A 12,301-nucleotide genomic window follows, 5' to 3' on the forward strand; every position below is an offset into this window, starting at 1 on the left:
CGGATGACGACACTGGGCGAGCTCTTCGACGCTTCCCTCGCCCATCTCGCAGCGGCGGCCCGCGATCCGCACACCCCGGCCGACCCGGAGGAGTGCGCGGCCCTGGCCGGACGCGTCGACCACGTCCTGCAGCAGATCCGCAAGGGCCTGGGCCCCGAAACGAACCCGCTGACAACACACGCAGCAACGCAGGGACGCTCCCCGGCGCCGGCAGCGGATGACCCGCAGGAGTGGCTCACCCAGGCCTCGGGACGGCTGAACCGCGCCCGGCAGTATCTGCAGACTCCCGGAGACGGCGCCGCCGGGCCTTCGGGTACGCGGATCGAGGCGGCCGGCGAGGCCTTGGCAGCGGTGCGCGACACCATCGGCAGCCACCTCGGACCGGACGGCGCACCCCTCACCCCGTACGCCTGCCTGCTGCGGCACCGAGCCGCCGCCGACCACCTCGCGAGCCGGTACGCCGAGGTGGGACAGGCCGCCGGGCAGGTCGTCCACCGGATCGCGCAGCACACCGAACACCCGGGGGCCGCCGAGGCCTTCGCAGAGGCCGTGGCCTGCCTCGACCAGGCAGCCGCGGTCCTCACGCACCCCACCGCAAGGGATGCCGCTCCCCACCTGTCGGCACTCCCGCTCGCGCTGCCGGTGATCCCGGTGCAGGCTTTGCCGACCGACCCCACCACGGCAGTGACGGCACGCCTCGCAGAAGACAGCGAACGGCTCTCCAGCGCCGCCTACCTGGCCCTGCACGACCATGACGAGCACCGGCTCAGCGACTCGGACCTGCATCACATGGCCCACTGGAACTCCCTCACCCGCCTCCTCGCCGGCCGGGTACTGACGGCAGCCACACCGGCACTGCCCCACGCGTACCGGCACACCGCCCACGACTTCACCCGGGCCGCGACGGCCCTACGGGAATCCGCCGCCGCATGGAGGAACACAGCGGCCGCCTGGCAGGACGTCACCGACCCCCGCGAACACCCCCCGCTCCCCCACCCCCACCCGCACCCGCACCCCGCCACCGTGGTCTCACGGACGACGGCGACGCGGCTGGGCGGGCTGCTCTACGGCGCCCGATGGACCCCCGCCGCCACGCCCGGACCCGCGCGCCCGGCAACCGAGATCCTCACGGACGCCGGCGGCCCCGGCCCGCTCGCAGCCTCCCTGTACCGACTGCCGTCCACCGGCTGGCAGATGGCGTACACCGCCCCCTGGGCCCCCTGGGTGGCCGAACGGCCAGGAGCCCTCGTCCACGCGTACTCCGCGGTCATGGCCGTAGAGCAGCAATGCGCAGGGCAGCTGCTGAACGCGGCCCACCGCACGGGAACCCCTGTCCCCCGCGCCCTGCTCGACGCCGCCGCACACCAAGCCCTCGCCACCGAACAACGCTCGGCGCCCGCCCCCCGGATCCGACCCGCGCCGTACCGCCCCGTACCCCGCGCCGCGGTACCTCGGGAGCTCATGCGGGACCGACGCCCCGGCCTGCGACGGTAGGAGCCGTCGACCCACCGGTTCCCGAAGGCGAGCGCCGTCATCGTGGCCGGTCCGCGGTGGGAGGGGTCGACTGCCCGCCGTGGAAGAGCCATCCTGGAAGTGTGGTGTGGCTTGCCACCGCCGCGTCAGCGGAGGAGGCAGAGTGATGGCGGAAGTTGAGCAGCGAAAGATCCAGCAGGAAGAGATTGACGACGCAATCACCGCCGAGCTGGAAGACCCGGAGATCGCGTCGGCCATGGCCGACATCGGGGTTTCGGCCGACGAACTGCGGAAGGAGGTCGGGAAGCGGACGGAGGTCATCGAGGCCGCCACCTCGGTGGAACGCAACCGCCTCCAGGATATGGAGCAGGCCTTCGAGGACGCGACCCAGAGAGTGAGCGGAACCGGCACTCCGACCGGCACACAGTGGTCGGCTTTGCGATTTCTTACCGACGTCAGTCTGATGTTCATCCTCCTGTTCAGCCTCGTCCTCCTGTTCGCCTACCTCAGTGATCCTCCTCCGAGCATCGCCTTGTGGATAGCGTGGACGGGTCTCGCAATGAGCCTGGCATGCTTCGCCATCACGCTGACAGCCAGAAAGGTCCGCGGTCGGGAACGCCTCATGGCGGTGGAAGGGGCCGACTACACCTTGCTGAGGAGCGGGTTGGAGGCGGCCAAGGGGGAGTGGAGCTCGGCACTGCGGAGAGCGGTGGCGGGGCTGCTGCGCGAGCACCTCAATCGCCGTCGGCTGCCCTCCTACTCCCTGACGCTCGACATCGCGGAAGCCGGCGGGCTGGCGGGCATGAAGAACCCGCTGTTCCACATCGAGGTACCGGCCGAGAAGGAGACCGATCGGCTGATCCGCATGATGCCGGGCGGGAGCATCGGGATCGCCGGGCCGCGCGGCGTCGGCAAGACCACGCTGCTGCAGCAGTTCTGCTCGAAGGAACACGCACCGCCGAGTGATTCCACGGCAGGCAAACCGTCGGTTCGGGTCCTGCTGCACGCGCCCGTCAAGTACGACGCCCGGGAGTTCGTCCTGCTGCTGTTCACCAGGGTGTGTGCCGCCGTCGCACCCGAGAAGGCCGATCAGGCGCTCGGCGGCCACAAGTGGGATGACCGCCGGCGGCGCAGGGCCGTGGACACGGCGGCCGTGTCGGTCCTCACGTTCACCCTGGGGTGGGGAGTCTTCCTGCTGGTGACCGTTCTCATCGGCTGGCAGCTCTCGCCGAACCTCGCGCCCGCACTCGTCCTGATCCTCGTCTCCCTTGCCGGAATTCCGCTCTGGCTGACCTTCCGTGAGCGTCATGGGCGGGAGCCGCCGGACGAGTTCGGCGCGAACAAGGAGATCTACGGAGAAGCCGCCGCCGAGGCCGCCGAACTGCTCCGCGGCCTTGCCTACCAGCAGTCGGTCTCCCGTACGTGGTCGGCCGGCGTGAAGACCCCGGTCGGACTGGAAGGCGGAGTCGCGGCGAACGTCACGATGACCGAGAAGCCCATGGGTTTCCCGGAGCTCGTGGCAAGGCTCAACGAGTTCCTCCGCAAGCTCGCCATCAACAACCGGGTTTTCATCGGGATCGACGAACTGGACAAAATAGACTCCGACGATCAGGTGTACCAGTTCATCAACGACATCAAGGGGATCTTCGGCGAGCAGGACTGCTACTACCTGATCTCGATCTCCGACAATGCGATGAGCTCGTTCGAACGGCGCGGGCTGCCCGTCCGCGACGCCTTCGACTCCTCCTTGGACACGGTGATCACCGTGTGCCCGGCCAAGCTGAGCATGTCGCAGACCCTGATGCGCCGCTGGGTCATCGGCATGCCCGAGGCCTTCGTGTGCCTGTGCCACGTGCTCTCCGGCGGACTGCCGCGGGACCTCATCCGCGTGGCGCGTGAACTCATCCTGATCGCACACGGGGACCCGACCGCGAACCGGTCGTTGGAAGAGCTCACCCGGGCCATGGTGCACACGGACCTCACCCGGAAGGCCCTCGCGGCAGAAGTGGCGGCGCAGCGACTCGACACCGAGCCGGAAGCCGGGAACTTCATCTGCACGGTCGACGAGCTACTGACACATGCTCCACCACCGACCGCCCTCTCGCTGCTCCTGGCCGTGGGACGCCTCACCGACGGGCTGTCCCCGTCGACGGCGACCCCAGAACCCGCCCGGTCCGACCACGACCAACTGAACAGACTGAACAGGCTGCGCCTCGAAACGGCGGCCTACGTCTACTTCTGCGCAACGCTGATCGACATCTTCGACAACTCCCTGGTGGAGGCCGAGGTGCAGCGGCTCACCGCCGGGGTCGGCGACGGATCCCTCGCACAGCTGGCCGAAGTCCGTTCGCACTTCGCGGTCAACCCCAGGCTGGCCTGGGCGACCGTCTCCACCTTCCGCAAGGCACACGACCTCCAGCTGCAGCCGTATCCCACGTGACGGTCACTCACACCAGCACGGCGACAACCAGTACGGCCTCGGGGAGCATCGGTACAGCCGTTGGCGCTGAGAATGATCATGTGGAGCTGTCCACTGCCGCCCGCCGCGAGCAGGGTCCAGCAGGGCCGCCCGCTCGTCCTGATCGGGGATTCGGGCACCGGCAAGTCCCACCTGCTGATCGGGGTCGGTACGGCGATCGCCGAAGCCGGTCTGTCCGTCCTCTACACCAGCACCTCCGCGCTGGTCAACGAGCTGGCCGAAGCGGAGGCGGGACGCAGTGTGTCGTCGGTGATCGCCCGCTACAGCAAGGTCGACGTGCTCTGCCTGGACGAGTTCGGGTATCTGAACCTGGACAAGAAGGGTGCCAAGCTCCTGTTCCAGATTTTCACCGAGCGTGAGGAATGCAAGGCGAATGCCGTGGCGACGAACTCCCCGCTCGCCGAGTGGGACAAGACCATCGGCGACCCGCGTCTCTGCGCGGCCATCGCCGTGAAGCCGCTGCTGCCGCGCCAGGTGGACGACAAACTCGTGCCGCCTGCGTGGCGCAAGGCGGTGTACGCCAACCCGGATCTGCCGCAGGGCGCGGTGGACCGGGACGCGTACGTGGTGTGCGTACTGGAGCAGCTGCACCGGGCCCTGAACAACCGCGACGTCTTCGCCGCCCCGTCGCACCGCTGGTCCAACCCGCGCGCCCGCCTGCTGGACGGGCCCGACGGGGACGCGGTCGAGGAGGACGTGCTGGCCGGGCTGAGCCTGGGCATGCCTGTGACCGAGCACCTGGCGGAGCTGGTGCGGGGCCTGGACGCCGGGTGGAAACAGCTCGCCGAACGCCTTCAGGAGGCGGGGCCGGCGGCGAGACGACGGCGGCGGGCAGGAGTGAGTATCAGGAGCCGATCGGATCAATCCGTGACGGGCAGGCACTCGGCGAGCAGGGCGACGATGTCACGCCAGGCTCGCTGTGCGTGCCGTGGGTGGTAGCCGACGCCGGGAGGCACGGTGTGGTCGACCGGTGGGTGGTGGAAGGCGTGAAGGGCTCCTCCGTAGACCACGAGGCGCCAGTCGACGCCCGCGGCCTGCATCTCTGCGGTGAACGCCTCCCGTTGCACGGGCGGCATGATCGGGTCTTCCGACCCGACCCCGGCCCATACCGGGCAGCGAATGCGTGCCGCCTCGCCCGGTCGGCCCGTGGTCAGTGCGTTGACTGTCCCAATCGCGCGCAGGTCGACGCCATCGCGACCGAGTTCCAGTGCGACTGCGCCCCCGGTGCCGTAGCCGACGGCGGCGGTCCGGTCGGGGTCGGCCCGTGGTTCGGCACGCAACACGTTGAGCGCGGCGTGACCGATTCCTCGCATGCGGTCGGGATCGGCGAGCAGCGGCATGCAACGAGCCAACATTTCCTCTGGGTCTTCCAAATAGCGTCCGCCGTGGAGGTCGAAGGCCAGCGCCACGTACCCCAGCTCGGCCAGAGCCTCGGCCCGTCGGCGCTCGACATCACTGAGCCCCATCCCCTCGGGTCCGATCAGGACTGCCGGCCGGCGCTCGGCACCGGCCGGGAGCGCGAGGTATCCGATCATCGTCAGGTTGTCGGCCGGGTATTCGACCGTACGGGTTGTGACCGTCGTCATGCGACTGGACGGTAATGACCGTTGCGCCCGCTCGGGGTGGTGTTCACCGATGGCAGACAGCAGTCCGTCCCGACAACCTGGTCTACAAGCGAGTGTCGACCGACCAGCAGCACCTCCAGCGCGAGCTGGCCTACGACGGACTGCGCGCCGCTGAGGCCAACGGCAGCAAGGAAGAAGTCCCGGCTCCGGAGCTGCCGGTCACCCTCGACATGCCGGGCAAGGTCGCCGACTTCCTCCGCGCCGCCGAACCGGAGCCCGCCGAGCGGGCCGCGCTCGGCCAGGGCGTGAGCGTACGGCGGGGCCAGGGCTACACCCTGCGCGTCAGCGCCGTCCCCGACGTGCACCGCCGGCTCCTCGCCCGCTGCCGGCCGCTCGACAGCGCCCAGGGCTCCCCGGCGGTCCCGGCCCAGCGCAAGGCCCGTCGCGAGTACGAGAACCGGGTCAGCGCGCTCGCCCCGATCGAACCGTGATCAATCTCAGTGCCAACCGCTGTACCGATGTTCCCCGAGGCCGCAGTACGGCGACAACCAGTACGGCGACACCCATCGGCGCTTCCCGGGCGGGCCGCCATGCCGCTCGGCCTCAGGGGGTGGATGCGTCGGACCAGGCTGCCTCGTAGTACCGAACTCGTTCGTCCTCTGCGACCAGGCGCATGCCGGCTGCGGTCATCACGTGCTGAGACGCGGCGTTGGCGTGGTCGGCGTCGCCCTTCACGCACGTGATGCCGACCTCGCGCGCGAATGCCAGCAGCGCCCGCAAGGCCTCGGACGCGTATCCCCGGCCGCGGGCTGACGGCACCAGGCCATAGCCGATCGTGACGCTGCCGTCCTCGCCGGCAGGGCCGTGGAAATCCAACCCCCCGATCGCACACCCGTCGTCACGGCGCCGGATCTCGTGGGCGCCGGGATGCCGGCCGCCACGCCCCTCCGCGCAAGAGCGCAGGAAGCGCCCGGCCGCCGCCACATCCCCGTCCATCGGGTACTCGGGCGCCCGGAGAACGCCAACGCCTCCGGCTCGTATCCCGGCCACCAGCGCCTCCGCCTCACCGACGGTCAGTCGATGCAGCACGAGCCGCTCCGTCACAAGATCGCCCACAGCGAGATCTCCCATGCCCAGTGGAGTAGCACGCATCGCAGGCGGGCCGCAGCGGGTTTTGTGCGGTGGGCTCGGGGCCGACACCGCAGCGGTGAGTGGGCGCGCACGTGGCCGAGAAGTCCCGTCGACTTCCGGGCCGTGCCCGTCTAGGATTCGGACGCTCTTCCGCACCTCGAACATTTCCACCCAATGCGGGAGGCGGCGGGATCAGGGAACCGCACCGGAACGCCCGCTGCCTGCCGACGAGTTCGGAGGTCAAGTTGACAGCATCCCCGCGCACCCCGCGCCGGCTGGCCGCGCTGGCCCTCGGCCTGGCCGCCCTGCTGGCCGCGCCCGTGGCGCCGGCGGCCGCCGACGCGGCCGGTGCCGTGCAGCCCGCCGCCCCGGTGGCCGGTACCGTGCTGGACAAGCCGATCGTGTTCGGCTCCGGCGACCGTACCGATTTCCAGTACGACTTCGTCCGCGAGCAGATGGGGGGCGTAGGCGGCGTGCGGCCGTACACCTTCTCGGCCGTCAACCTGCATGCCGGTACGTCGATCAACCGTACGACCGGTCTGATCTCCGGCGTGGTCCGCAGCACCGGCACCCGTGCCGTGACCGTCACCATCACGGACAGCATCGGGCAGACGGGCACGACCACCTTCAACTGGCGCGTCATCCGCGAGGCCTGCCCGCGCTGCTGAAGCCGCAGGCTGCGCCGACAGCGTGCCGACAGGTCGGCCAGGTGACAGCGACGCGGTGACGCGGTGACGCGGACGGCACGCCGGGCAGCGGCTGCCGGCTCGGTGGCTACAGGGCGAGTTCGAGGTAGGCGGGCTGCTGCTCCTCGCGTGCCAGCAGCGCGCGGCGCCATATGGCGAGCGCGAACGGCGGGACCATGTCCGGCGAGATGTCCTCCGGCAGGCAGAAGCGGATCTCGCCGATCTCCGAGTCCTGGAGGGTGATGGCCCGCTGCTGCTCCGCGGTCAGCCGGGGGCCGTCGAAGACGTGGAACACGTGGGAGCCCTCCGCCCTCGTGACCCATGCGGTGACCAGCAGGTCGCCGATCTCCAGGTCGAGGCCGAGCTCCTCGCGGACCTCGCGGCGGGCGGCCGCCGTGGGGAGCTCGCCCTCCTCCAGGTGGCCGCCTGGCAGGTTCCACCGCTCCTTGTAGACCGGGTTGACGATGAGCACCCTGCCCTGTTCGTCCGTGATGACGGCAGCGGCGGATGCCGTGGCCCTGGCGCGGTCCGCGGATGCGGCGGTCATGACGTGCTCCTGTGGTGAGTGGTGGTCGGGCCCGGCCGGTCCGGTGCCCCGCCCGGTGTTCGCGTCCGGTGTTCGCGCCCGGAGTGCGCAGCGCCGGGCGCACTGCCCATGATCCGGTACGGCGCCGACACACCTCTGCCCCGTACCGCCTTGACCTGCCCGCCTGCCCGCCTGCCCGCCTGCCCGCCTGCCCGCCTGCCCGCCTGCCTGCCTTGCCGTGCCCCGCCGCGCCGGCAGGGCTGCGTACAGCCGGCGCGGCGGGGGCTCGGGTGGCTACCGGTCCTGGGAGAGGCGGACCAGTTCGGCGAAGGAGCCGTCCAGGCGGACGAGTTCCTCGTACGTGCCCTGCTCGGTGATGCGTCCGGAGTCGAGGACGACGATGCGGTCGGCGAGGCGGCAGTTCTCCATGCGGTGGGTGACGATCACCGTGATCCGGTCGTCCTTCATCTCCCGCAGCCCCGAGAAGACCATGTGCTCGCCGCGCGGGTCCATGGCGGACGTCGGCTCGTCCATGACCAGCAGGCTGGGCCTCCGGTGGAAGGCGCGGGCGCACGCGATGCGCTGCCACTGGCCGCCGGAGGGCTCGTGGCCGCCCCAGAGGGAGCGGGCGAGGAGGGTGTCGAGGCCGTTCGGGTACGCCGCCACCGTCTCCTTCATGCCGACGGCGCCGAGCGCGTCCAGGATGGCGTCCTCGCCGCGCGGGTCGGGCTGGCCGAGGGTGATGTTCTCGCGGGCCGTGAAGGGCCAGTACCCGTACGACTGGGTGACGAGCCCGACGTGCCGCCAGGCCGAGCGCTGGTCGGCGTCCGCGGTCGGGACGCCGTCCCAGGAGACGGTTCCGGTGGTGGGGGCGGTGAGGCTGGTGAGGAGGCGGATGAAGGTGGACTTGCCGGCGCCGTTCTCGCCGACCAGGGCGATGACCTCGCCGCGGTTGAGGGTGAGGTCGACCGGGCCGAGGGCGGGGGTGTCCTTGCCCGGGTAGGTGTACGTGGCTGCCTCCAGGCGGATCTTCTCCGGGGCGTCGAGCTCCTGCGGGCCGCGCGGCCCGGACTGCTCGGCGGCCTGCCGGATGAACGCGGTGTAGTCCCCGAGGTAGAGGGCGTGCTGGAACATCGCGGCCCCGTAGACGACGAGCTGGGAGAGGGCGGCGGTGGAGGTGCGCATGGCGACGATGGCGGTGCCGGCGGCGCCGATGGCCATGAACCCGCCGACCACCAGGGCGCCGAGGCTCGCCCAGGTCAGGACGGTGAACAGGCCGGAGACGACGGCGGCGGTGAGGTAGACGGCGAGGTAGCGGGGCGCGGAGCCGACCATCTTGGAGTCGATCCGGGAGCAGACGGCGGCGTACCAGTGGTGGGCGTACGGACGCATGCTGTTGCCGCGCAGCTCGTCCGCGAGCTTGGGGGTGGTGAGGTGCCAGCGCATCATGTGCCGGATGTTGCGGGAGGCGATCGTCTCGTTGTGGAGGCGGTAGTCGAGGCGGGCGGCGAGGACCGAGCCCAGCCCGCGCGGGATGACCGACAGCAGGAGCAGCGGCAGCAGGACGGGGTGGACGACGGACAGGACGGAGGCGACGGCCACCATGTCGATCAGACCGCCGGTGAAGCCGAGCGCATCCTGCAACAGCATCCCGGAACGGGCCGAACCGGTCTCGGCGGCCTCGGAACGCTCGGTGAAGTCGGGGGCGTCGTACGCGGACAGCTCGACGTCCATGTGGGCGTCGACCATGGCGAGGTCGGCGATCGTGGACATCCCGGGGTTCAGGCGCCGGGCGGCGCTGCCGGCCGTGATGGAGGCCAGCGCGCCCAGGGCGGTCATGGCGGCCGCGGCGACCAGCGGCCAGGCGGCGCTGTTGATGCGCTGCTCGACGGTACCGCCGGCGAGGAGGGGGCCCATGGCCCGGGACACGGCCGCGAGCGCGCCGGCGGTACAGATCCCGCCGAGGACCTGGGCGCAGACGAGCCACGTGAACGCCGTCCGGTTCACCGCCCAGGCCAGCCGTGCCGTCTGGGCGAGCGCGGCCGGGACGCGGCGGGCCATCTGCGCGAGCGAGAGCTGCTCCATGGTCTTGTTGTGCTGGCCCCAGGTGTACGTGAACTCGGGGGGTGAGGGGAGCGCGGGCGCGGGGAGGCCGGGCGCGGCGGGTTCCTGCTCCGGCTCCGGGCCCTGGTCTGGGGCCGGCTCCGGCTCCGGGTCCGGCTCCGGCTCCGGGTCCGGGTCCGGGTCCGGGTCCGGGTCCGGGTCCTGGGCCCGTGCTGCGTGCGGCTGCTGCTGCGCCTGGGCTTGGTCCTCGGCCTCGGCCTGGGCTTGTTCCTGCTGCTGCGCCTGGCCCTGGGCGGGCTGTTTCCGGGACATGGGTTCCTCCTCCAACTCGGCCAACTCGTCGATGAGGGAAGTCGGTTGCTCCCGCGGGCGGCGGCATGGCGAGGTAGCCCCCGACCCCCTGTGCGGGGGAGGGGCGGGGTGCTGCCTGGGGAGCGGAGGAGTGAGTACACAGGACGCCGGAGGGCGGAGCAGCGCGATCCGGCCGACCTGACGGGCGCGGCGCGGCCGGTCCCCCGACGGCTCGGGACGGGCTCCGGCCGCAGCCCTGGGTGGGCGATTGGCCGGAACCGGTCGGTGGACGGAGCGGGCTTCGGAAATCGCTTGCGGGGGCGCCCCCGGCGCCGCTTCGGCGTGCGGTACGGCCCGTACGGCGTGCGGTACGGCCCGGGCTGGGGCCGGGGGGACGGGTGGGGCGGACGGTGCTCTGGACTGCGGGATTCCGGGCGGGATACCGAGGGGAACCCCGGGCGGGAAGCCGAGCCGGATGCCGGTCTCCAGGGCGGCGTGCCGAGCCGGATGCCGGTCTTCCGGGCGGGTCTCCCGGGCCTCAGCCGAGCGGCAGCTGTTCGACCACGCTGGTGCCGCTGCCCTCCTGGGACTCCCAGGTCCACGTCTCCTCCAGCCGCAGACGGCCGTCGGGAAGTTCCGTCACGCGCGAGGTGCAGTGCCCGGACGCGGTGGTGCCGTCGAGCCGGAGCTGGACGTAGCGGAAGTCGATGCCGTCGCCCGCCCGCGTCCCGACCAGATAGCCCCTGACCACGTCCCCGCCGGCGTACTCGGCCCAGACCCGGCCGTCCTCCTCGTGGTACGCGAACCGGGTCTGCCGGCCGACCTGGCCCGGCGCCTGGTCGGCCACGGGGACGAAGACGAGGTCGTCGAGCGAGCGCGCCATGGGTGACTCCTGTGGGTAGGCCGGCTGGGGGTGGGCGACATGGATGGACTGCCGGGGCCACCCTAGGCGTCGACCCTACGGACGTACGTCCGCAGGGTCGGCAACGTTCACGCACCCGACCTGCGGCTCAGGATTCGAACGGCGTGTTGCTCCACCGGAACCAGGCCGCGTCGCCCTGGATGTGCAGCAGGAACTCGGCGACCGGGCCGGAGGGGGAGACGAGGCTGAGCGTGCGGGTCATCGAGTCGTACACCTCGTCGAACCGCTCGAAGTCCTCGTCCTCCAGCGCCGCGAGGGCCTCGTCGAACCAGGGCCTGAACTCGGCGAACGCGCGCTGCGCGGTGAAGCGGCCGTGCAGCCACGGAAAGTCGGTGTCCACGATCTCGATCTCGCCCAGCAGCTCCCGCTCCGGCTCCCGCTCCTGCTTCCGCGCGCCTTGCTGCTCGCCCGGGGGCTGATGCGGCTGCAGTCGCATCAGCCGCCACACTTGCCCTTCGAATCCCATCCCGCCCCGCCCTCGCACCTCTCCCGATCCTCTCGTCGTACCGGTCCGGTCCGGCCCGGCCGCCCTGTCTGCAGACTAAGGCGAGTTTCTCAACGACTGCTGAACGAACGGGTCAGGCGGTCGCGATGACGGTGCCGGGAGCCGGGAGCCGGGGGCCGGGGGCCGGGGGCCGGGCGCCGGATGCCGGGAGCTGCCCGGCCTCGGCTCACGTGGAGTGCACGATGATCTGGAAGACCACACACATCGCCCAGGCCATCGGGATGAGCGCCACGTAGGCCAGCGGCCGCCGGAGCACCGGCGGACCCGTGTCGAGATGGGCACGTCCCGGGGCGGGCATCGAAGGGGGCAGCTTGCTGTACTTCAGGTAGGCGAGCAGATTCCACAGGAGTCTGAACGGGTTGAAGATGACCAGGGAGAGCGGGCCCCACCAGCCCAGGCACAGCGCCCTGGTGGTCATCTGCCGGACGACGGCTATGCCGCAGGCGCGGCAGAACGGTCCGTCCAGATGCTCGAACTTCATGAGGATGAGCACGCCCACATGGGCCCGGATCTTGTGGTTCGCCGCAGCCTGGCCGCCGCAGGCGCGGCACACGAGCGGCACCTGGCCCATGGGAGGTGCACCGACGTAAACGCCGGGCGCGGGGGCGTGGTTCCCCGGCGTCGGGACGTGCGCATGCTCTCCGGGCGTGCTGTAGGGG

Annotated in this window: 11 protein-coding genes and 2 pseudogenes; 6 read left to right on the forward strand and 7 right to left on the reverse strand. The window is 71.2% G+C overall.

Translation table 11 applies throughout. The annotated features are described in order from the left end of the window. The first annotated feature begins 3 nt into the window (after positions 1–3). The 4 genes and pseudogenes from ACIQUT_RS33870 to ACIQUT_RS33885 all read left to right on the forward strand — a co-directional run. Positions 4–1,494 carry a hypothetical protein gene (locus tag ACIQUT_RS33870; RefSeq protein WP_403568685.1) on the forward strand — a complete coding sequence of 497 codons (1,491 nt, stop codon included), beginning with the start codon at positions 4–6 and terminating at the stop codon, positions 1,492–1,494. Positions 1,495–1,639: 145 nt separating this feature from the next. Beyond that, positions 1,640–3,913, forward strand: coding sequence for a hypothetical protein (locus ACIQUT_RS33875; RefSeq protein WP_403568686.1), 2,274 nt, complete (start codon positions 1,640–1,642; stop codon positions 3,911–3,913). Between the two features lie 78 nt (positions 3,914–3,991). After that, positions 3,992–4,387: pseudogene (locus ACIQUT_RS33880) on the forward strand (ATP-binding protein); the annotation flags it as partial. A 9-nt stretch (positions 4,388–4,396) separates the two neighbouring features. Next, a pseudogene (locus tag ACIQUT_RS33885) lies at positions 4,397–4,822 on the forward strand (Tn3 family transposase); the annotation flags it as partial. Here ACIQUT_RS33885 and ACIQUT_RS33890 read toward each other — a convergent pair. Then, positions 4,813–5,538, reverse strand: coding sequence for a dienelactone hydrolase family protein (locus ACIQUT_RS33890; protein ID WP_403568687.1), 726 nt, complete (start codon positions 5,536–5,538; stop codon positions 4,813–4,815). The pseudogene ACIQUT_RS33885 and the gene ACIQUT_RS33890 overlap by 10 nt on opposite strands. 92 nt (positions 5,539–5,630) lie before the next feature. Between ACIQUT_RS33890 and ACIQUT_RS33895 the strand changes: the two genes are divergently transcribed. After that, positions 5,631–6,008, forward strand: coding sequence for a resolvase (locus ACIQUT_RS33895; protein WP_403568689.1), 378 nt, complete (start codon positions 5,631–5,633; stop codon positions 6,006–6,008). A gap of 112 nt (positions 6,009–6,120) precedes the next feature. On the opposite strand, the gene ACIQUT_RS33900 is transcribed toward ACIQUT_RS33895, so the two are convergent. Next, entirely contained in the window at positions 6,121–6,621 is a 501-nt protein-coding gene (locus tag ACIQUT_RS33900) for a GNAT family N-acetyltransferase (protein WP_403568794.1), read from the reverse strand. A 272-nt stretch (positions 6,622–6,893) separates the two neighbouring features. Here ACIQUT_RS33900 and ACIQUT_RS33905 point away from each other — a divergent pair, with 272 nt between their 5' ends. After that, positions 6,894–7,316 (forward strand): Ig domain-containing protein, encoded by a 423-nt coding sequence (locus ACIQUT_RS33905; RefSeq protein ID WP_403568691.1) that lies wholly within the window; start codon positions 6,894–6,896, stop codon positions 7,314–7,316. Between the two features lie 106 nt (positions 7,317–7,422). Here the strand turns inward: ACIQUT_RS33905 and ACIQUT_RS33910 are convergent, their stop codons facing one another. From ACIQUT_RS33910 to ACIQUT_RS33930, 5 genes are all read right to left on the reverse strand, one after another. Next, the gene (locus ACIQUT_RS33910; protein ID WP_403568693.1) at positions 7,423–7,881 is read right to left on the reverse strand and encodes an NUDIX domain-containing protein; all 459 of its coding nucleotides are present in this window, start codon (positions 7,879–7,881) and stop codon (positions 7,423–7,425) included. Positions 7,882–8,154: 273 nt separating this feature from the next. Next, the gene (locus tag ACIQUT_RS33915; protein WP_403568694.1) at positions 8,155–10,236 is read right to left on the reverse strand and encodes an ATP-binding cassette domain-containing protein; all 2,082 of its coding nucleotides are present in this window, start codon (positions 10,234–10,236) and stop codon (positions 8,155–8,157) included. 517 nt (positions 10,237–10,753) lie between these two features. Beyond that, positions 10,754–11,098 carry a hypothetical protein gene (locus ACIQUT_RS33920; RefSeq protein ID WP_403568696.1) on the reverse strand — a complete coding sequence of 115 codons (345 nt, stop codon included), beginning with the start codon at positions 11,096–11,098 and terminating at the stop codon, positions 10,754–10,756. Between the two features lie 127 nt (positions 11,099–11,225). Continuing rightward, positions 11,226–11,603 (reverse strand): hypothetical protein, encoded by a 378-nt coding sequence (locus ACIQUT_RS33925; RefSeq protein ID WP_403568698.1) that lies wholly within the window; start codon positions 11,601–11,603, stop codon positions 11,226–11,228. 205 nt (positions 11,604–11,808) lie between these two features. After that, positions 11,809–12,213 (reverse strand): hypothetical protein, encoded by a 405-nt coding sequence (locus ACIQUT_RS33930; RefSeq protein ID WP_403568700.1) that lies wholly within the window; start codon positions 12,211–12,213, stop codon positions 11,809–11,811. Positions 12,214–12,301: the final 88 nt, after the last annotated feature.

Origin of the sequence: Streptomyces sp. NPDC090445, from assembly GCF_044769385.1 — a bacterium.
Classification (GTDB): domain Bacteria; phylum Actinomycetota; class Actinomycetes; order Streptomycetales; family Streptomycetaceae; genus Streptomyces.